Annotated in this window: 22 protein-coding genes and 1 pseudogene; 14 read left to right on the top strand and 9 right to left on the bottom strand. The window is 72.1% G+C overall.

Annotated elements, in window-relative coordinates:
- The first annotated feature begins 8 nt into the window (after positions 1-8).
- On the top strand, positions 9-1,238 hold the full coding sequence (ccrA, locus tag ACWH4W_RS22330; protein WP_473077642.1) for a crotonyl-CoA carboxylase/reductase: 1,230 nt from the start codon (positions 9-11) through the stop codon (positions 1,236-1,238).
- 67 nt (positions 1,239-1,305) lie between these two features.
- Positions 1,306-1,500 carry an antitoxin gene (locus ACWH4W_RS22325; RefSeq protein WP_309063817.1) on the top strand — a complete coding sequence of 65 codons (195 nt, stop codon included), beginning with the start codon at positions 1,306-1,308 and terminating at the stop codon, positions 1,498-1,500.
- Between the two features lie 44 nt (positions 1,501-1,544).
- Here the strand turns inward: ACWH4W_RS22325 and ACWH4W_RS22320 are convergent, their stop codons facing one another.
- From ACWH4W_RS22320 to ACWH4W_RS22310, 3 genes are all read right to left on the bottom strand, one after another.
- On the bottom strand, positions 1,545-2,264 hold the full coding sequence (locus ACWH4W_RS22320) for a 4'-phosphopantetheinyl transferase (protein WP_473077641.1): 720 nt from the start codon (positions 2,262-2,264) through the stop codon (positions 1,545-1,547).
- Between the two features lie 325 nt (positions 2,265-2,589).
- A complete protein-coding gene (locus ACWH4W_RS22315) occupies positions 2,590-4,074 on the bottom strand; it encodes a class I adenylate-forming enzyme family protein (RefSeq protein ID WP_473077640.1) in 1,485 nt (494 codons plus the stop codon).
- Positions 4,074-4,322 (bottom strand): acyl carrier protein, encoded by a 249-nt coding sequence (locus ACWH4W_RS22310; RefSeq protein ID WP_290003626.1) that lies wholly within the window; start codon positions 4,320-4,322, stop codon positions 4,074-4,076. The genes ACWH4W_RS22315 and ACWH4W_RS22310 overlap by 1 nt, the downstream gene beginning before the upstream one ends.
- Before the next feature lie 321 nt (positions 4,323-4,643).
- Between ACWH4W_RS22310 and paaA the strand changes: the two genes are divergently transcribed.
- Genes paaA through ACWH4W_RS22265 form a run of 9 tightly spaced genes read left to right on the top strand, consistent with a single transcriptional unit; the run spans position 4,644 to position 12,216 of the window.
- The gene (paaA, locus tag ACWH4W_RS22305) at positions 4,644-5,675 is read left to right on the top strand and encodes a 1,2-phenylacetyl-CoA epoxidase subunit PaaA (RefSeq protein ID WP_473077639.1); all 1,032 of its coding nucleotides are present in this window, start codon (positions 4,644-4,646) and stop codon (positions 5,673-5,675) included.
- Positions 5,672-5,983 (top strand): 1,2-phenylacetyl-CoA epoxidase subunit PaaB, encoded by a 312-nt coding sequence (gene paaB, locus ACWH4W_RS22300; protein WP_473077638.1) that lies wholly within the window; start codon positions 5,672-5,674, stop codon positions 5,981-5,983. The genes paaA and paaB overlap by 4 nt, the downstream gene beginning before the upstream one ends.
- Positions 5,984-5,993: 10 nt before the next feature.
- Positions 5,994-6,785, top strand: a complete 792-nt coding sequence (gene paaC / locus ACWH4W_RS22295) for a 1,2-phenylacetyl-CoA epoxidase subunit PaaC (RefSeq protein ID WP_473079231.1) — start codon at positions 5,994-5,996, stop codon at positions 6,783-6,785.
- On the top strand, positions 6,782-7,294 hold the full coding sequence (paaD, locus tag ACWH4W_RS22290) for a 1,2-phenylacetyl-CoA epoxidase subunit PaaD (RefSeq protein WP_473077637.1): 513 nt from the start codon (positions 6,782-6,784) through the stop codon (positions 7,292-7,294). Before paaC ends, paaD begins: the two co-directional genes overlap by 4 nt.
- Before the next feature lie 8 nt (positions 7,295-7,302).
- Complete coding sequence (locus ACWH4W_RS22285) at positions 7,303-8,433, top strand: 2Fe-2S iron-sulfur cluster-binding protein (RefSeq protein ID WP_473077636.1); 1,131 nt, start codon at positions 7,303-7,305, stop codon at positions 8,431-8,433.
- A gap of 38 nt (positions 8,434-8,471) precedes the next feature.
- Positions 8,472-9,248: an SDR family oxidoreductase gene (locus ACWH4W_RS22280; RefSeq protein ID WP_473077635.1), complete on the top strand. Its 777-nt coding sequence runs from the start codon at positions 8,472-8,474 to the stop codon at positions 9,246-9,248.
- A 25-nt stretch (positions 9,249-9,273) separates the two neighbouring features.
- Positions 9,274-10,122 carry a tryptophan 2,3-dioxygenase gene (locus tag ACWH4W_RS22275; protein WP_473077634.1) on the top strand — a complete coding sequence of 283 codons (849 nt, stop codon included), beginning with the start codon at positions 9,274-9,276 and terminating at the stop codon, positions 10,120-10,122.
- Positions 10,112-10,960, top strand: a complete 849-nt coding sequence (locus tag ACWH4W_RS22270; protein ID WP_473077633.1) for an alpha/beta hydrolase family protein — start codon at positions 10,112-10,114, stop codon at positions 10,958-10,960. Before ACWH4W_RS22275 ends, ACWH4W_RS22270 begins: the two co-directional genes overlap by 11 nt.
- Entirely contained in the window at positions 10,957-12,216 is a 1,260-nt protein-coding gene (locus tag ACWH4W_RS22265; protein ID WP_473077632.1) for a kynureninase, read from the top strand. Before ACWH4W_RS22270 ends, ACWH4W_RS22265 begins: the two co-directional genes overlap by 4 nt.
- Positions 12,217-12,275: 59 nt before the next feature.
- On the opposite strand, the gene ACWH4W_RS22260 is transcribed toward ACWH4W_RS22265, so the two are convergent.
- The gene (locus ACWH4W_RS22260) at positions 12,276-12,440 is read right to left on the bottom strand and encodes a hypothetical protein (RefSeq protein ID WP_473077631.1); all 165 of its coding nucleotides are present in this window, start codon (positions 12,438-12,440) and stop codon (positions 12,276-12,278) included.
- An 11-nt stretch (positions 12,441-12,451) separates the two neighbouring features.
- Between ACWH4W_RS22260 and ACWH4W_RS22255 the strand changes: the two are divergent.
- Together ACWH4W_RS22255 and ACWH4W_RS22250 are read left to right on the top strand one after the other, a co-directional pair.
- A pseudogene (locus tag ACWH4W_RS22255) lies at positions 12,452-13,909 on the top strand (sugar-binding protein); the annotation flags it as partial.
- 350 nt (positions 13,910-14,259) lie between these two features.
- Positions 14,260-15,927 carry an IS1182 family transposase gene (locus ACWH4W_RS22250; RefSeq protein ID WP_473079230.1) on the top strand — a complete coding sequence of 556 codons (1,668 nt, stop codon included), beginning with the start codon at positions 14,260-14,262 and terminating at the stop codon, positions 15,925-15,927.
- Here the strand turns inward: ACWH4W_RS22250 and ACWH4W_RS22245 are convergent.
- The 4 genes from ACWH4W_RS22245 to ACWH4W_RS22230 all read right to left on the bottom strand — a co-directional run bounded on the left by ACWH4W_RS22245 (position 15,836) and on the right by ACWH4W_RS22230 (position 18,457).
- Complete coding sequence (locus tag ACWH4W_RS22245) at positions 15,836-16,738, bottom strand: IS3 family transposase (RefSeq protein WP_473077630.1); 903 nt, start codon at positions 16,736-16,738, stop codon at positions 15,836-15,838. The genes ACWH4W_RS22250 and ACWH4W_RS22245 overlap by 92 nt on opposite strands.
- Positions 16,735-17,034 (bottom strand): transposase, encoded by a 300-nt coding sequence (locus tag ACWH4W_RS22240; protein WP_473077629.1) that lies wholly within the window; start codon positions 17,032-17,034, stop codon positions 16,735-16,737. The genes ACWH4W_RS22245 and ACWH4W_RS22240 overlap by 4 nt, the downstream gene beginning before the upstream one ends.
- Before the next feature lie 554 nt (positions 17,035-17,588).
- Positions 17,589-18,101 carry a hypothetical protein gene (locus ACWH4W_RS22235; protein WP_473077628.1) on the bottom strand — a complete coding sequence of 171 codons (513 nt, stop codon included), beginning with the start codon at positions 18,099-18,101 and terminating at the stop codon, positions 17,589-17,591.
- Positions 18,098-18,457: a hypothetical protein gene (locus ACWH4W_RS22230; RefSeq protein ID WP_473077627.1), complete on the bottom strand. Its 360-nt coding sequence runs from the start codon at positions 18,455-18,457 to the stop codon at positions 18,098-18,100. The genes ACWH4W_RS22235 and ACWH4W_RS22230 overlap by 4 nt, the downstream gene beginning before the upstream one ends.
- Here ACWH4W_RS22230 and ACWH4W_RS22225 point away from each other — a divergent pair.
- A complete protein-coding gene (locus ACWH4W_RS22225; protein WP_473077626.1) occupies positions 18,456-18,755 on the top strand; it encodes a transposase in 300 nt (99 codons plus the stop codon). The genes ACWH4W_RS22230 and ACWH4W_RS22225 overlap by 2 nt on opposite strands.
- A gap of 45 nt (positions 18,756-18,800) precedes the next feature.
- Here the strand turns inward: ACWH4W_RS22225 and ACWH4W_RS22220 are convergent, their stop codons facing one another.
- A complete protein-coding gene (locus tag ACWH4W_RS22220) occupies positions 18,801-19,196 on the bottom strand; it encodes a hypothetical protein (RefSeq protein WP_473077625.1) in 396 nt (131 codons plus the stop codon).
- Positions 19,197-19,210 lie beyond the last annotated feature (14 nt).

Raw genomic sequence — 19,210 nt, 5'->3', positions numbered from 1 at the left:
GAACCAGCGTGCGTGCGACCCAGCACCTCTACGAACTCGGTGACGCACCCGAGATCGGCACCGCCCCGAAGAAGATGTACGCCTCGCTCATCCGCCGTGAGCGCTACGGACAGCCCGTCGACGCCTTCCGCACCGAGGTGGTCGACGTCCCGCCCGTGGGGCGCGGCCAGGTCCTGGTGAAGGTGATGGCGGCCGGCATCAACTACAACAACGTCTGGGCGGCGCTGGGCTCGCCGCTCGACGTGATCGCCGCGCGGCAGAAGGCGGGCGCGACCGAGGACTTCCACATCGGCGGCTCCGACCTGTCCGGGATCGTGTGGGCGGTCGGCGAGGACGTGCGCGGGGTGAAGCTCGGGGACGAGGTGGTCGTCCTCGCCAACCGCTGGGACGAGAAGGCCGAGGACATCCGCCTCGGCGGCGACCCCACCTGGTCCACCAGCCAGCGGGTGTGGGGCTACGAGGAGAACTACGGCTCCTTCGCCCAGTTCGCGGTGGTCGACGACTACATGTGCCACCCCAAGCCCGCCCGGCTGTCGTGGGCGGAGGCCGCCTGCTACATGGCGACCGCCGCCACCGCCTACCGCCAGTTGTTCGGCTGGCCGCCGCACACGGTGCGCCCGGGGGACCCGGTGCTGATCTGGGGCGGCGCCGGCGGGCTGGGCTGCATCGCCATCCAGCTGGTCCGGCACGTCGGCGGCATCCCCGTCGCGGTCGTCTCCAGCGAGGAACGCGGCGAGTTCTGCCTCAAGCTGGGCGCCGAGGGCTATGTCGACCGGCGGAAGTTCGACCACTGGGGGCGGCTGCCGGACACCTCCGACGACGAGGCCATGGGCCGCTGGCTGTCCGGGGCCCGGGCCTTCGGGCGGGCCTTCTGGGAGGTACTGGGAGAGCGCCGCAGCCCGCGCATCGTGCTGGAGCACTCCGGCACCGACACCATCCCCACCTCCCTGTACCTGTGTGACAACGGCGGCATGGTCGTCCTGTGCGGCGGCACCACCGGCTACAACGGCGACGTCGACCTGCGGTTCCTGTGGATGCGGCAGAAGCGTCTGCAGGGCTCGCACGTCGCCACGGCCCGCGAGGCGCGCGAGGTGACGCGGCTGATCGACCAGGGAATCATCGACCCCTGCCTGTCCCACACCTTCGATTTCGACGAGATCGGCCTCGCTCACCAGCTGATCCACGACAACCGCCACCCGGCGGGCAACATGGCCGCCAGGGTCGGCGACCGCGGGTGATTCACCCCCGGCCAGAGGGGTACCTGCGGTGAGGTACGACGGACACGCACGTTCCCGGAGGTACCCCGTGGGCAAGCTGGGCGACATGATGAACAAGGCCAAGCAGATGGCCAAGGGTCACCCCGACCAGGCCGACAAGGGCGTCTCGGGCGCCGAGCGCATGGTCGACGAGCGGACCGGCAACAAGTACGACGCCAAGACCGACAAGGCGGCCGACGCGGCACGACGTTCCTACCGGGACGGCGGCACGCCCGAGCGCTGAACCGACCCGCCGTCCGTCCCCCGCCGGGGACGGGCGGCGTCCGCTCAGCCGCGAGTGCCGGCCCGGCCGGCGACGTAGCTGAACGCTCCCGCACCGACGCGCACGACCCGCACCCGCACGGCGTGGGCGGGATCGGCGCGCAGGCACACACGCAGACCGTTCCCGCAGGGCGAGACCCGCAACTCCCGAAGACTCCCCTCCGGACCCTCCCGGCCCTCACCCGTCATCACGGTGAGGGCCTTCCACGCCGCCTCCTTGGCGGAGAACACCTCCGTCACCGACCAGGCCGCGTTCGCACCGAGCGGCAGCCCCGCGTCGGCGAGCAGGGACTCCTCGTCCTCGCGCAGCACCAGGCGGGCCGCTTCGCGGGGGAGGGGCCGCAGCTCCAGGTCGCAGCCGACCGGCAGGTCCCGGCCGGGGGCACCGGCCACGGCGACGGCGATGCCCGTACTGTGCGAGATCGACGCGGTCCGGCCCGGCGGGAACACCGGCAGGCGCCCCGACCGGGGAATCTCCCCGCAGTCCAGCCCCACCGCACGCAGAGCCCGCCGGGCGGCCCGCCGGCCGGCCAGGAACTCCAGACGGCGCCGCTGCGGCATCGCCGCAGCGGCGGCCGCCTCGGCGGGCCCGGCCGGTTCCGCACCCGGCTCCGACACGGCAGCCACACCCAGCCCGAGCCCCGCAGCGGCCAGGAGCGGCCCGAGCGCCACCAGGCCCCCACCGGCCGCAGACAGCGCCTCTCCACCACCCGGTGCTGTCCCCACGGACTCCACACCGCCCCGCACCCACGAAGCGGCCGTCCACACGACTTCCTCATCGGCCTGCGCCGGCCGCACGGCTTCCGCACCTGCCCGGGCCGCCCTCGAGGGCTTCACATCGGCCTGGCTCGCCCCCGGGGGCTCTGCAGCGGCCGAGGCTGTCGGCTCGGGTCCCGGACCGGCCGGGGCCGTCCACGTGGGTTCTGCACCGGTCCGGGCCGGCCGCGCGGATTCGCGTACGGCAGCGACCCGGGTCGGCCACGACGGAGACGTCGTGGCCGACCCGGGTCGCATCGGGCTCCCGGTCATCGCCGTTCGCCGCCGCACGCGCTCATGCCCGCAGCAGCTTCTTGATGATCTTCCCGGCGGGATTGCGCGGCACCTGCTCGATGAACTCGACCCGCCGCGGCCGCTTGTACGGCGCCAGCAGCCCCGCGACATGCGCGAGCAGCTCCGCCGTGCCCGGCTCCGCGCCCGCCTCCAGGGCGACGTACGCCAGCGGCACCTCGCCGTAGTCCTCGTCGGGCATTCCGACGACCGCCGCGTCCCGGACCGCCGGGTGGGTCATCAGGGCGCGCTCGATCTCCGAGGGGTAGACGTTCTGGCCCGCCCGGATGATCACGTCCTTGGTGCGGTCCACCAAACTGATGCGGCCCCCCTCGTCCATGAATCCGAGGTCGCCCGTCCTGATCCAGCCGTCCCGGGTGATCTCCCGGGTGGCCTCCGGGTCGTTCCAGTAGCCCTGCATGACGCCCGGCCCGCGCACCACGATCTCGCCGATCTCGCCGGGCGGCAGCTCCCGGCCGGTCTCGTCCACGGCGCGGGCGGACATGCCCGGCACGACCCGCCCGCACGGGATGCGGGCGGTGACGTCCCCGGGCGCGGGGTGCTCGTCGGGACCGAGCGTGACGAACGGGCCGCCCACCTCGGTCATGCCGTACACCTGCCGGAAGCCGCACCCGAGCCGTTCCACCGCGTCGGCGTAGACGTCGAGCGGCATCGGGGCAGCCCCGTACAGCACCTCCCGCAGGGAGGACAGGTCGGCGCGCAGGGACGCCTTCGCCTGGAGCATGAAGCGCAGCATCTGCGGCACCAGCCACATGTGGGTGGCGCGGTGCGCCTCCACCGCGGACAGCGCCCGCTGCGGGGTGAACCCGGGCATCAGCACGACCGTCGCGCCGGCCGCCAGGTAGGTCAGGGAGACGACCATGCTGCCGTGGTACAGCGGGCAGCAGTTGACCATGACGATGTCGTCCGTGGGGCGGGCCATCACCAGCCAGCCCAGCGCGATGGCGCGGAACGACGCGCTGTCGACCGTCACCCCCTTGGCCTGCCCGGTGGTCGCCGAGGTGTGCAGCACGGCGATCGGATCCGTGTCGGCGACGTCCGGCAGCTCCCGCTCGGCGGCGAGCGTGCCCAGCGCCGCGAAGGCGGGCTTGTCGAAGGCCACCCGGATCCGCACCGAGGACGGCAGCCCGGTGTGCCGGTCCAGCAGCTCGGACTCACCGAGGACGGCCACCGCGCCGACGCGCTCGACGATCCCGGCGACCTCGGGCTCGGCCAGACTGTGGTTCAACGGCACGAACAGCGCGCCGAGCCGGGCCAGCGCGAAGTAGCTCTCCAGGACCTCGATCCGGTCCTTGGACAGCACGGCCACCCGGTCGCCCCGCCGGATCCCCAAGTCGGCCAGCCCGCGCGCGAGCCGCAACGTACGGTCATGCAGTTCGGCCCAGGTGACGCTGCGTTCCTCGTCCACCAGCGCGGTCCGGCCGGGCCGGCACTGGCGGTTGCGCTCCAGCAGTTGCGTCAGCCACATCACACACCGCCGCTCGCGCCGGCGACCGTGCGCTCGGCCACGAAACGCTCGTAGTCGCCGATCGTGCGCAGTTCCTCCATGTCCTCGGCGGTGATCTCGACGCCGAGCCGCTGCTCGACCAGCAGGACGAGACGCACCAGGTCCCCGGAGTCGATGCCGCTGGCGGCCAGGTCGGCGTCGTCGCCGATCCGGTCGGCGTACTCGACGGTGCCGGTGAGTTCGACCAGCAACTCCCTGATGGTGCTCATGGTTTCCCCTTTCGCCCCGGCGTGCCGGCCGCCGCGGTCCACGACTGTCACCCCCTAAGAGGCGACGGCGGCCGGCCCCCACTCCCCGGGCTCTCCCGTGAGCTTTGTCACGCGCCCGAACCTGACGCGGCGGGGATAGCCGGGCCCCGGTCCCGGCCTCTTACCGCAACGAAGCAACCCGCTCCGCCGACCCGCGGCGGGCGGTTCCCCAGCCGAAGGAGTGATGCGCGTGCCCAGGCAGCCGGTACGGGTCCGGGCTCCGCGGCGGTGCCCGCAGCCCGGCACCGCCGCGACGGTCGCCGGACGCCCGGGCGGTGTCCGGTGACCGCGCCGGCCACCACCCCCGCCACCGCGGCCGCGGCGGCCGCCCCGGACGAGGACGCGCTGCTCGCCCACTTCGACGCGCTCATCGCCGACGGCGAGACGGTCGAACCGCGCGACTGGATGCCCGACGGCTACCGCCGCATGCTGGTGCGCCAGATCGCCCAGCACGCCCACTCCGAGATCATCGGCATGCAGCCGGAAGGCGCCTGGCTCACCCGCGCCCCGTCCCTGCACCGCAAGTCGGTCCTGCTCGCCAAGGTGCAGGACGAGGCGGGCCACGGCCTGTACCTGTACTCCGCCGCCGAGACGCTCGGCGTGGACCGCGCCGACCTGCTGGACGCCCTGCACCACGGCCGCCAGCGCGCCTCGGCCACCTTCAACCACCCCGCGCTGACCTGGGCGGACACCGGCGCCATCGCCTGGCTGACGGACGGCGCCGCCGTCATCAACCAGGCACCCCTGTGCCGCACCTCCTACGGGCCCTACGCCCGGGCGATGCGCCGCGTCTGCCAGGAGGAGGCCTTCCACGTGCGGCAGGGCTACGACCTGATGCGCGCCCTGTGCGAGGGGACGCCGGAGCAGCAGGAGATGGCGCAGGACGCGGTGAACCGCTGGTGGCTTCCGGCCGTGGCGCTGATGTTCGGACCGCCCGACACCGAGGCGGGCGGCGCCGACGCGCGGACCGCCGCGCTGGGAGCGGCCGTCTCCCGTCGCGCGAGGGCCTGGGGCATCAAGCGTCACACCAACGACGAGCTGCGCCAGCGTTTCGTCGACACCTGCGTCCCGCAGGCCGAGCGCCTCGGCCTGACGCTGCCCGACCCGGCGATCCGCTGGAACGAGGAGCGCGGCCACTACGACTTCACGCCCGTCGACTGGGACACCTACCGCCGCGCCCTGGGCGACGACACGCACTGGGCGCGGCAGCGCATCGCCCACCGCCTGGCCGCGCACGAGGACGGCGCCTGGGTCCGGGAGGCCGCCGTCGCGTACGCCGCGAGGACGGACGAGTCGGCGGGAGCGGCCGCATGAGCGCGGCACGGGAAGGCGCGCCGGCCTCCTGGGAGGTGTTCCTGCGGGCCCGCAGGGGCCTGGCCCACCAGCACGTGGGGTCGGTGCGCGCCGCCGGCCCGGACGCGGCCCTGGCCGCCGCCCGCGATCTGTACACACGGCGGGGCGAGCCCCTGTCGCTGTGGGTGGTCCGCTCCGACGCCCTGCACACGACCTCCCCGGACGAACGCGACCCGTACTTCGCCGGCGCCCGCCACAAGCCGTACCGCTACCCCGAGCACTACGCGCCGCTGACCGAGAAAGGCCCCGCAGGTGAGCACCACGAGTGACGTCGCGACGGTGCGTCCCGGCTCCCCGCCGGACGAGCCGCCGTCCGCCGCCGATCCCGACCTGGCCCGGCACCTGACGCGCCTCGGCGACGACGCCCTCGTCCTCGCACAGCGGCTGTGCCAGTGGATCACCCGCGCGCCGACCATCGACGAGGACCTGGCCCTGTCCAACATCGCCCTCGACCTCATCGGCCACGCCCGCACACTCCTCTCCCGCGCCGGCCGCCTCGACGGGACCGGCCGCAGCGAGGACGACCTCGCCTACACCCGCTCGGAGCGCGAGTTCACCAACGCCCTGCTGACCGAACTCCCCAACGGGGACTTCGCCGTGACCGTGGCCCGGCAACTCGCCTACACCCACTACGCCGTCCTCCACTACGAGGCCCTGGCGCACTGCGCCGACCCCGGCCTCGCCGCGTTCGGCGTCCGGGCCGCCAAGGAGGTCGCCTTCCACCGGCTGCACGCCGACCGCTGGATGGCGACGCTGGGACGCGGCACGCCGGAGAGCACCCGCCGCATGCAGCGGGCCCTGGAGCGGGTGTGGCCCTACACCGGCGAACTCTTCGAGGAGGACGACGTCCTGCGCCGGCTGGCCGCGTCCGCCACCGTGCCCTCACCGGCAGCGCTGCACGACACCTGGCTCGCCCGGGTCACCGAGGTCGTCACCGGGGCGGGACTCGCCGTGCCCGCTCCCAGTTGGTCGGCCACCGGCGGCCGCTCGGGCCTGCACACCGAGGAGTTCGGCCCGCTGATCGCGGAACTGCAATCCGTACGGCGGCAGTTCCCCGGAGGCACCTGGTGAGCGGGCCCGCACCGGTCACGGCCCGCCTCTCCGCCGAGGAGGTGCGCGAGCGGGTGGCCGCGTTGCCGGACCCGGAACTGCCGGTGATCGGCCTCGGCGACCTCGGCGTGATGCACTCCGTCGCTCCCGGCGCCGACGGCGTGCTGGAGGTGGAGATCACTCCCACCTACCTGGGCTGCCCCGCGCTGCCCGAGATCACCGCGGCGGTGCGGGAGGTCCTGACCGCCTGCGGTCACCCCGACGGCCGGGTCCGGCACGTCCTCACGCCCGCCTGGACGACGGACCGCATCACCGCCGAAGGGCGCCGCGCCCTCGCCGCGCACGGCATCGCCCCACCCGTGTCCCCGGCGCCCGACGGCCCGGTCCCCGTCGCACTGGGTGCGGTGCCCTGCCCGCACTGCGGCTCGACGGCCACCCGGCCGCACAGCGTCTTCGGGCCGTCCCGCTGCCAGTCGGTGCTGTGGTGCACGGCGTGCCGCGAGCCCTTCCCCCACCTGACCGCGCTGTGAGGCACACCGTGAACACCACCCCGCCCGCCCTGCGCGACCAGGCGCCGTCCGGTCCGCGCCGCCGCACCGGCCGGCACACACTCGACGTCACGGAGGTCCGGCACCTGACCGCCGACACGGTCGCCGTCACCCTCCACGTGCCCACAGAACTGCGCGACGTCTTCGCCCATCACCCGGGCCAGCACGTCGTCGTCCGTCACCGCCGGGACGGTACCGAGCTGCGCCGCAGCTACTCGATCTGCCCGCCACCGCACGCACCCGGGTCACTCCGCCTGGTGATCAAGAGGTCCGGTCCCGGCGGTTTCGGCGACCACGCCACCACCCGGCTCGCACCGGGCGCGCGGCTGGAACTCTCGCCGCCCACCGGCGCCTTCGCCCTGCCGGAGGTGCCGGGCGGCCACCACGTCCTCCTCGCGGGCGGCACCGGCATCACCCCCCTGGCCCCGATGGCCGCCCATGCCCTGCGCCGGGACCCGGCCTGCCGGGTCAGCCTCGTGCACTCGGTCCGCACGTCCGCCGACGCCGTGCTGGCCGACGAACTGGCCGAGGTCAAGGACGAGTTCGTGGACCGCTTCACCGTCCTGTACGTGCTGACCCGGGAGGACCGGGGGAGTGGGAGCGGGCCGCTCGCCCGGCGGCTGGACACGTCCGGGGTGCACCGGCTGCTGGCGGCCCTGGACGCCCGCCCGGGCCCGGACACCACGTTCGCCCTGTGCGGCCCGCCCGGCCTCGTCGCCACCGCACGGCGCGTCCTGGCCGACTCGGGAGCCGACCCGTCACTCGTCCGCTGGGAGCTGTTCACGGCCGGCGGCACGCAGCCGACACCGCCGGAGCCGGCCGGACGGGCACCCGGGGCGGGGGAGCACCGGGTCACCGCCCTGCTCGACGGGCGCCGTCGGGCCGCCACCGTGCTGCCGGACGACCCGGCCCTGCTCGACGCACTGCTGCGCAGCCACCCCGACGTGCCGTACGCCTGCCGTGAGGGCGTCTGCGGCAGTTGCCGCGCGAAGGTCCTGTCCGGGCAGGTGAGGGCGGACCGCGAGCACGCCCTGGACGAACGGGACCGCGCCGCCGGCTACACGCTCGTCTGCCGCGCGAGGCCCCGCACCCCCGAGCTCATCCTCGACTTCGACGCCTGATCCCGCCCGCCACGCACCCCCAGCGAAGGAGACCCACGATGACCGCCACCGACCGCCACGCGGGAAAGACCGCCCTGGTCACCGGAGGCAGCCGCGGCATCGGCCGAGCCATCAGCCACCGCCTCGCCCGCGAGGGCGCCCTCGTGGCGGTCCACTACGGCCACGACCTGACGGCCGCCGAGCGGACCGTCAAGGAGATCCAGGCCGACGGCGGCCGCGCCTTCCCCGTACACGCCGAACTCGGCGTCCCCGGCGACGCCGACACCCTGTGGGCCGCCTTCGACGAGGCCCTGGCGGAACAGGACGCCCCGGCCGGCCTGGACATCCTCGTCAACAACGCGGGCATCACCGTCCCCCGCCCCATCGCCCAGGTGACCGAAGCCGACTACGACCGCGTCTTCGCCCTCAACACCAAGGCGCCGTTCTTCATCATCCAGCGCGGACTGGACCGCCTCCGGGACGGCGGCAGGATCATCAACATCTCGTCCGTCGCGACCCGTATCGCCTTCCCGCCGATCGTCTCCTACACCATGACCAAGGCGGCCCTGGACTACCTCACCCTCTCCGTGGCCCAGGAGCTCGGCCCCCGGGGCATCACCGTCAACGCCGTCGCGCCCGGCTACACCGAGACGGAGATCAACCCCACCCTCGCCGTCCCGGAGATCCGCCGCCGCTACTCCGAGGCCTCCACGTTCGGCCGGCTCGGCGACCCGGTGGACATCGCGGACGTCGTCTCCTTCGTGGCGAGCGACGACGCCCGCTGGGTGACCGGCCAGTGGATCGACGCCTCCGGCGGCGCCCACCTCGGTGTGTGACCCGTCCGCGCCCCTAGGAGATGTGATGAACGACCGCACGACCACCCTCGACGGGCCGGCCACGGACGACCCCCTGACCCGGCCCTTCCAGGGCGCCAGCCCCTACGACACGTACGTGCACGCGTCCGTCCTCAACACACTGCAGCACCCGCTCACCGAGGCCCCGGACGAGATGGGCTTCCTCGTCACCACCCAGGTGATGGAACTGTGGTTCACCCTCATCGTGCACGAATGGCGCACGGCCAAGGTCGCCTTCGCCAAGGACGACCTGCCCGCCGCCATGGACGCGCTGGTGCGCAGCCGCCGCGCGCTGACCGCCCTGGGCGGCGCCTGGGCGCCCATCGCCGCCCTGACGCCGGCTCAGTTCAACGGCTTCCGGGCCGCGTTCGGCCGGGCGTCGGGCTTCCAGTCGGCGATGTACCGGCACATGGAGTTCCTGCTCGGTGACAAGTCCGCCGGACTGCTGCGCGCCCACCGCGGCGACCCTGCCGTCCACGAGGCGCTCGCCGAGACCTACCGCGAACCGTCCCTGTACGACGAGGTGCTGGCCTACCTCCACCGCCAGGGCCTGCCCGTCCCGCGCCACGTCCGCGAACGGGACGTGACCAGCCCCTACGACACCGACCCCGGCGTGGCGGAGACCTGGCGGCACGTCTACGCCGGGCCGCAGCACCACCCCCACCTCGCACTCGGCGAACTGCTCACCGACATCGCCGAACTCGTCACCCGCTGGCGGTCCGACCACGTCCTGGTGGTCCGCCGGGCCATGGGAGCCAAACCCGGCAGCGCCGGGTCCGCCGGGCTGGCCTGGCTGGAGCGGCGGGCGGCCCGGCCGGTCTTCCCCGAACTGTGGGAGGTGCGCGGTGACGTCTAGGACGATCTCCGCCTTCGCGGCCGAGGAGGAGCAGCGGGTCCTGAGCCTGAAGCCGGTCCTGGCACCGGTGCACGGCCGCTACGGGGACCACCCCCACCACTCCTACGACGCCTGGCCGTCCGAGGACCCCGACGCCCCGCTGGTGATCCTGCTGCACGGCGGCTACTGGCGCTACGACCGGATGCACCTGACCCCGTTCGCGGCCTGGCTCTCCTCGCAGGGCTTCAGCGTGCTGCTCCCGGGCTTCCGCCGGTCCGGCGGCGCGGGCGGCTATCCCGAGACCTTCGACGACGTCGCCCGCATCGTCGACACGCTGCCCGAGGGCCGGCCCTACGTCCTGGCGGGCCACTGCTCCGGCGGGCACCTGGCCCTGTGGTGCGCCGCCCGCGGCCTGCTGCCGCCCGGCTCCCGCTGGCACACCCGCACCCTGCCGACGAGCGTGCTCGCCCTCGCACCGATCACCGATCTCACCGCCACCCGCCGCGACCGCCTCAGCAACGACGCCGCCCTGCAACTCCTCGGCGGCGAGGAACACTTCACCGCACGGCTGGGCGAGGTCGATCCCCTCACCCTGCTGCGCGACGCCGGCACCACCGGTGTCCCCACCGTGCTGCTGCACGGCGCCGCCGACGAGGAGGTCCCGCTCACCCAGTTCAACGACTACGCGACCGTGCACCGGGACCTCAGGACGGTCGTCCTGCCCGGCACCGGCCACTACACCCTCATCGAACCCGGAGCACCCGGCGCCCACGCGGTCGCCGACACCCTCCGGGACATGGCGGCCGCCTTCACCCCGGCGGGCGCCGGCCGCGCGGGCGAGGGGGCCGCACACCGATGACCACCGCACTCTCCGCAGCCACCGCCCTGCGCGAGCAGGCAGCACGGCTCGACGCCGACGACCCCCTGGCCCCCGTCCGCGGACGCTTCCTGCTCCCGCCGGACGTCGTCTACCTCGACGGCAACTCCCTGGGCCCGCTGCCCGCCGCCGTGCCGGCGGCCCTGGACGACGTCGTACGACGTCAGTGGGGCACCGGACTCATCGGCTCCTGGAACGCGGCCGGCTGGTGGCAGGCGCCGCTGCGCGTCGGCGACGCCATCGGCACACTCATCGGGGCCGCGCCGGGGCAGACGGTCGCGGGCGACTCCACCAGTGTGCAGTTGTTCACCGCGCTCGACGCCGCCGCCGCGCTCCGCCCGGACCGCCCGCTGCTGGTGACCGACCCCGGGCACTTCCCCACCGACCGCTACCTCGCCGACGCGGTCGCCCGCCGCCGCGGCCTTCAGGTACGGCACGTGCCGCCGTCGGACCTCCCGCGCTTCCTCGCCGCCGAGGGCCCCCGGGTCGCCGTCGTCAGCTACTCGCCCGTCGACTTCCGCACCGGGGAGCTGTACGACATGCGGGCGCTGACCCGGGCCGCCCACGACGCCGGCGCCCTCGCGCTGTGGGACCTGTGCCACGCCGCCGGAGCCCTGCCCCTGGAGGTCGACGCCCTCGGCGTGGACCTGGCGGTCGGCTGCGGCTACAAGTTCCTCTCCGGCGGCCCGGGCGCCCCCGCCTTCCTCTACGTGGCACAGAGTCACCACGCCGCGCTGGAGACGCCACTGCCCGGCTGGACCGGCCACGCCGACCCGTTCGCCCTGGCGCGGGACTACACGCCCGCGCCCGGCATCGCCCGCGCCCGCATCGGCACCCCGCCGATGCTGTCCCTGCTCGCCCTCGAAGCGGCCCTCACCGCCTTCGACGGCGTCGACCTGCACCAGGTGCGTGCCAAGAGCCTGTCCCTGACGGGCTTCCTCCTGCGCTGCGCGGACGCACTCCTGGCACCCCTGGGCTTCACCTCCGTCACCCCGTCCGCCCCCGGCCGCCGCGGCAGTCAGGTCACCCTGCGCCACCCCCACGCCCACGGACTGGCCGTCGCCCTGGCCGGGCGCGGTGTCGTGGCCGACATGCGCGCGCCCGACCTGCTCCGCTTCGGCGTCAACGCCCTCTTCACCAGCCACGGGGACCTGTTCACCGCCGTCTCGCGGCTGCGCGACCTCACCGTGGAGGCCGCCTACGATCCCGCACCGCTCACAGGGGGCCCGGTGACCTGAACGGCACACAGCCGGGCGAGTCCTTCCTCAGCCGCCGCCCTCGAGGGTCGGTCGCCGAGTCAGACCAGCATGGCCACCAGCGCGAACAGGCCGGCCCGGTCGAGGCCACCGCGCACCATGCCTGCGACCTGTGAAGGGCTGGCGCGCAGCTGCCGATACCGGAGGGGCCCGGCCGAGAGCCGGCCGTTGGCGGTTGCGGAGGAGTCCCGCAGGATCATGATCACCGAGCCCGCTTGTGACCACCTTCACCAAGGCTGACCCGGCGGCGCCGACCTGGCAGGTGTCCAGCACCCTCCTCAAGGGACTGACGACCACCACCACCGTGGTGTCCGAGGCCGTCACCGTCGACGGCAAGCGGCTCGCCAGGCCCAAGCGGATCATCGCGCCCACCTCGGCCGTGACCGTGGCCACCTGTGAGGCGAACCCCGCGACCCGGGGCTGCCGCGTCCTGGAGTTCGTGTACGCCACCGCCACCACGGCAACCGGTACGCAGAGCGACGACCAGTTCGGCGACTTCGCGGGCCAGGTCCGCGAGCTGCGCCTGTGGGCGTCCGCGCCCGGTGCCGCCTCCGGCACAGCGATCGCCGTGGCGGCCTACCGCTACGACAGCAACGGCAGCCTGCGGCAGGTCTGGGACCCCCGCCTCCCCAAGGCCGGTGAGCACCAGTACGCGTACCGGGCCGGCCGGGTGGCCTGGCTCCAGCCCGCCGGGCAGCTCCCCTTCACCTTCACCTACGGCAATGCCGGCGCCGGCCCCGTTCCCGGCGACGGCATGCTGCTCAAGGTCTCGCGGGCCGCGCTCGTACCCGGCAGCGTCGACCAGCAGCAGGGCACGGCGGTCACCTCCGTCGTCTACGGCGTACCGCTCACCGGCGGCACCGCCCCGTACGCGATGGGTGCCGCGGAGGTGAAGGCGTGGGGGCAGAGCGACCTTCCCACCGACGCCACCGCCGTCTTCCCGTCCGACGCCGTCCCCGCCTCCCACTCCGGGCCGCAGCTCACCGCGTCCGCGTACCAGCGCGCCACGGCGCACTACCTGAACGCGTCGGGACGTGCGGTGAACTCGGCCGACCCCGGCGGTCACATCTCCACGACTGAGTACGACCGCTTCGGCAACACCGTCCGCGAGCTGACGCCGGCGAATCGCACCCTCGCCCTGGGGACCACCGCCGCCGAGCGGGCGACCCTGCGCGACCTGGGCATCGACGGACGCTCTGCCGCGGAGCGGGCGCGCCTGCTGTCCTCTCTCTCCCTGTACGACCCGACCGGCATGCGGGAGACGGAGACGTTCGGCCCCCTGCACCGTGCTGATCTGACGCAGGACCTCAAGGACGGCACCACCGTCCTGGTGCCGGCGAACACCTCCGTCGCCGCACGCGCGTGGACGGTCAGGGAGTACGACGAGGGCCGGCCCACCGACGGCGGCGCCGTCGTGAGCAACCAGGTCTCCCTCACGATCAGCGGCGTCCGTGTCCGTGACCACGACTCGGTCATGGGTGAGAAGCAGCTGGTCAAGAACCAGTACGACCGGGTGAAGGGCCTTCCCGCCCTGCGGATCCAGGATCCCGGCGGCCTCAATCTGGTGACCAGCACCACGTACGACGCCGAAGGCAGGGTCACCGGCACCCAGCCGCCCGGTGGCACGGGACAGGACGCGGCATCCAAGGTCATCGCCTACGACCCCGCCAGCGGCCAGCCGGTCACGGTGACCTCCCCGACCGGAGGCGTCATCACCAAGCAGTACGACAAGCTGGGTCGGCTGATCTTGAAGTTTCCCCGTGATCTCGGACACGTGATCGTTATGCCGCGAGGGCGTGCTGATGCCGTTGCCTGGTCTCGGCCGGGGTGAGGTAGCCGAATGTCTTGTGCTTGCGCAGGCGGCGGCGGTTGTAGAAGCCGTCGATGACCCTGTTGCCCAATTGGGTGACTCTGACGTAATCATCAGTCGCGTGACATGCCCCTCCTGAAGTGTGTGGTGCAGAGCGGTTCGAGGGTGTGAAACCGGGGCGCCCGGCCGCGAGGACTGGGGGTGGTGCGGTGTCTATGCGGCCGGACTCAAGGGCGGAGGTGCCCGCAGTGACGCGGGACGTGGCGCGTGCTGCCTTCCCCAAGGGCTGTCTGGCGATGAGGATCCGTGAACGCCTCGGCCCGCTGTTCGCGGACGAGGAGTTCAAGAAGGCATTCGGGGTCCGAGGGCGCCCTGGCGTCTCGCCTGGCCAGCTGGCGCTGATCAGCATCCTGCAGTTCGCCGAGAACCTGACCGATTGCCAGGCAGCACACGCGGTACGGGCCAGGATCGACGTGAAGTACCTGCTAGGCCTGGAGTTGACCGATCCCGGCTTCGACCACACCGTGCTGACCGGATTCCGGGACCGGCTCCTCGCACACGGTCTTGAGAAGAAGATCCTGGACCTGCTGCTGGAGCGGCTCACCGGGATGGGACTGGTCGCCTCCGGCGGACGGCAGCGCACCGACTCGACACACGTCCTGGCCGCAGTTCGGTCCCTCAACCGCCTGGAGTTCGTCGGGGAGACGCTGCGATCCGCGCTGGAAGCACTCGCCGCCGCGGCGCCGGACTGGATGCGCACGTCGATGGACCCCGCCTGGCAGGAACGGTACGGGACCAGGGTCGATGCCTACCGGTTGCCGACGGAGGAGCGGGGGCGGCGCGAACTCGCCCGGCAGATCGCTGCCGACGGTTACCGCCTGCTCGAAGCCGTCTTCACGCCGAAGGCGCCGACATGGCTGCGTCAGGTGCCCGCCGTGACAGTCCTACGCACCGTGTGGGTACAGCAGTTCACCCGCACGGTCGCCGACGGTGAAGAGGAGGTGGCCTGGCGGGGGAAGGACGATCTCCCGCCGAGCAGAGTGCTGATCGCCTCGCCCCATGACCCCGATGCCCGGTACGCGAAGAAACGCGGATCCGCCTGGGTCGGCTACAAGATCCACGTCAGCGAGAGCTGTGACGACCCCAAACAGTCACAGCGCCCGCACCTGATCACCCACGTCGTCACGACCGATGCCACGGTCAACGACGCGATGGTCGTCGATGAAGTCCACGACCGTCTCGCCAGTAGGGGTCTCCTGCCGGCGGAGCACCTGCTGGATGCCGGGTACACCTCCGCCGAGCTGCTGCTGACCGCACCGGTCTCCCATGGTGTCACCGTCACTGGGCCGGTGCGGTCGAACAACACCCGACAGGCGGTCCGGGGTGGCGGCTTCGGCAAGACCGCCTTCGCCATCAACTGGCAGGCCAAGCAAGCCGTCTGCCCGGCCGGTGCCACGAGCAGGTACTGGACAGAAGGCGTGGACAACAACGGCCGGGACGCGATCCGCATCCGCTTTGCGACCGCCACCTGCGCACCCTGTCCCGTACGTGATCAGTGCACCCGCTCCACCCAGTACGGACGGCAGTTGACCGTCCGCCCACAGGACCAGGACGCGGTGCTCGAACGCGTTCGCGCCGAGCAGTCCACGGACGAGTGGAAGCAACGCTACGCAGCCCGAGCAGGGGTGGAAGGCACCATCCACCAGGCCGCCGCGACTGCCGGAGTCCACCGGACCCGCTACGTGGGCTTGGCCAAGACCCACCTCGCGCACGTACTCACAGCTACCGCTGTCAACCTGATCCGCCTCGATGCCTGGTGGAACGAAATCCCACTCGCTTGCACCCGTACTTCGCGACTGGCCGCCCTCGACCTCGCAGCATGAGATCAATTGGGCAACAGGGTCTCTCGATGAAGGAGAAGACCTCGGCGCGGGCGGTGGCCCGGTCGGGCCGGGTACGGGTGCCGATCTCCTCCTTGAGCAGGGCCCAGGAGCTTTCCGCGGCGGCGTTGTCGAAGCATGATCCGGTGCGTCCGCAGCTCTGCCGCAGCCCCAACTTTCCTGTTCGATGCCGGAACGGGGCCGATGTGCATTCACTGCCGCGGTCTCTGTGGATCACGCAGCCGGGCTCGAGTCCGCCCCGGCCGTGGGCCATGTCGAGAGCGTCGACGACGAGCTCGGCGCGGTGGTGGCCGGCCATGGCGTAGCCGACGACCTCGTGGGTGGCCAGGTCCAGCCAGCAGGCGAGGTAGAGCCAGCCCTCGGCAGTGGGCAGGTGAGTGATGTCGCCGACCAGCCTGGTCCCGGGGCGCTCGGCATGAAAGTCGCGGCCGATCAGGTCCGGGGCGGGCTTCGCCTTCGCATCAGGCCGGGTCAGCGAACGTCGCCTGCGCCGGGTGACGCCGCGGATGTCGCGCTCACGCATCACGCGGGCGACGCGCTTGTGGTTCACCCGCCGGCCCGGGTGGCGCAGTTCGGCGTGGATGCGCGGGACACCGTGGGTGTGCCGGGAAGCGATGTGCAGCACGGTGATCTCATGGGCGAGCGCGTCGTCGGCGGCCTGCCGGGCACGACGGGCCCCCTCGCCCTCGCACCAGGCGTCGTAGGAGGGGCGGGCGACTTTCAGCATCCGGCACAGCAGGACGATCGGGTACGTCGCCTTCTCCGCATGGATCAACCGGTACAGCTCGCTCACCGGTCGTTCTCCTTCACGAAGAAGGCCGTCGCTTTTTTCAGGATCTCGATCGTCTGCTGCTGTTCGCGGACCTCCCTGCGCAGCCGCTTGAGCTCCTCGCGCTCGGCGCTGGTCAGCTCACCGGACTCGCCCTCGCCCCGGTCCGCCTTCGCCCGGCGGTACCAGCCGCGCAGGGACTCGGAGCTGATGCCGAGTTCCCGGGCGACGGCGGTGACCGTCTTGCCCGAGGAATCCACGAGCGCGATCGCGTCCCGCTTGAACTCCTCGGTGCACCGCTTCGTGTCCTTGCTTCCCACCTGGTGCTACTTCCTGTGGAACCTCAAGATCCCAGTCTCCAGGTGTCCACGATCAAGGGGAAGCTTCACTCGTAGAACTCGACCCGAAAGCGGGACAACAGATCCAACGCCTCGATTCCAGACACACCGACAGGCAGGCTCATGGGCAGCGGCCGTTCTCTCGTGCTTTGTGACTCGACATCTCGAAGCGTGGAGAACGGCCGTCTCCGCTGTCCCGTGAAGAACCGCAGGTCAGCAGGACGAGTGACCCGCGAAGTTAAACGCCAAGCTCAGTGGGTGGGGGGCGTGCACACAGTCGGCTCCTGGTCCGCGCCGGCCGCCGACCGTTGGTGACGGACCGTTAGGGGACGGCTCGGTTCCAGGGGCAGGCCGTTTCGGCACACCGTGTGCAAGAGGGCGGGAGTGACTGCTCCGTCCCTCCCGCGTTCACCGAAGTCCCGTGGAAGACCCCCTGCCGCGCGCCGCGGCTTCCGGCTCAGCGAAGCGGCCCGCCGGGGAAGAACTCCGACGGGCCGCTTCGGTCACACTGTGGTGTCACCTACCACTCGTGTGCGTCACGTACCGCCCGTGGTGGCCGACTGCAGCACCGTGCACTCGGAGTCCCACCACGGGAGGTCCTCACGGATCTCGCTCAGCGTGCGGTCCGTGTAGTCCGGAGGAGCGGGAGGGACCCCCGCGGCCTCGAGCAGGTGGAACTCGGCCGCCACGCCGACGACGGACAACTGGCCGTCCGGGAAGAGACCGAGGTCCATCCGCCATCCCCTCCGGGACGCCGATGGCGTGCTCGACATGATCGCGAAGGATGTCAGGTCGCGCTCCAGCGGGTCCTCGCTCCACCGGAACGACGCCAGACCGCGGACCACGAGCAGGGCGGCGTCGCCCGTGCGGTACTGCAGGGCCGTACGCATGTCGAGGAGCAGCCCCGCCCGCCCGGTGAGAGGACACACCCTGCAGTCGAGGAGGCCAACCTCCTGCAACGCGTCGGCCTCCCGCAGCGGGTCCCAGCCGACGGGATCCGCCGACGTGCCGTTCTGCTCGCCTCGGAAGAGGTCTTCGATGGAGGTCATGGGATCCGGATGTGGTTGTAGGGGTCGCTCTTGGGGATACCGACCTGGCCCGTAATCGGGTTCATCGTGTGGCCGCTCCCGTTCATGTAGATCACGTATCCGTTCGGGTACTGGTACTTGCCCTTCGTGGCCGGGGCCACCACACGGACGTACCTGACCTTCTTGTCGAGCCCGTCGGCAAGGGCCTCGCTCTCCTTGATCTCGTAGACCCAGCCCTTGCCATTGTCGGTCACGGCGACGGCCTTGCGCCCCATGGGCAGCCGGAGCGTCTCCCCCTTGGGACTGGTCTGCCCCGGGTCTGATGGAGTCGGGTTGCTGGAGAATTGACTGATCCAGCAGTATTCGAAGGCCACCATGCCCCGCAGCTATCCGCCCGAGTTCCGCCGCCGGGTTCTTGACCTTGTCGCATCCGGCCGCAAGGTCGCCGAGGTCGCCCAGCTCCTGGGCGTCAGCGACCAGACGATCTACAACTGGCGCCGCCAGCACCTGATCGACACCGGGCAGATCCCCGGCACTACCAGCAGTGATCAGGCTGAGCTGTCCACGGCACTCTTCGAGTATCTGGAGATCTTCCACAACCGCCAGCGCAGGCACCCGGCCCTGGAGATGCTCACTCCGGTCGAGTACGAACTACGTGCAGCACCTGTAGCGTAAAACCAAGCGACACGACTCCACCAAACTCAGGACACTCCGAGATCTCTACCGAACCCGGGGCGGTTCATCTGTGGCGAGAAAGTCTCGCGCCGCGGAGGTGATCCGGTCGCGAATGTGCTGCTGGTCCGGAGGTTGATCGTTCGGCAGGTCAAGCGCTCTCGCCAGATCAACGATGGGTTGCAGCGCGTTGGGGTAGTCGAGTTCGGCTGCAGCTTCCTCATAGATCAGCTTCGCTCCGTGCACGGGATCGAGTTGGCATCCCACGATCTGGCCGGCCCACCACTGGGCCGCGGTCCATCGCGCCTTGGCAAGGTTTTCCGAGGTCAGCGGCAGCAGACCCAACTCTTCCAGCACAAGGTCGAACAGCTCTCGGGCCCGGGGATACTCACCGCGCGCGAGGCCGTCCAGCAGGGGAAGCGAGGGAGCCTCGATGTCGGCCATCAGGCGTCCAGGCC

The organism is Streptomyces sp. DSM 120436 (genome assembly GCF_055778765.1).
The sequence above is the reverse complement of the archived record's forward strand: the minus strand, read 5'-3'. Positions and strand labels throughout refer to the sequence as shown.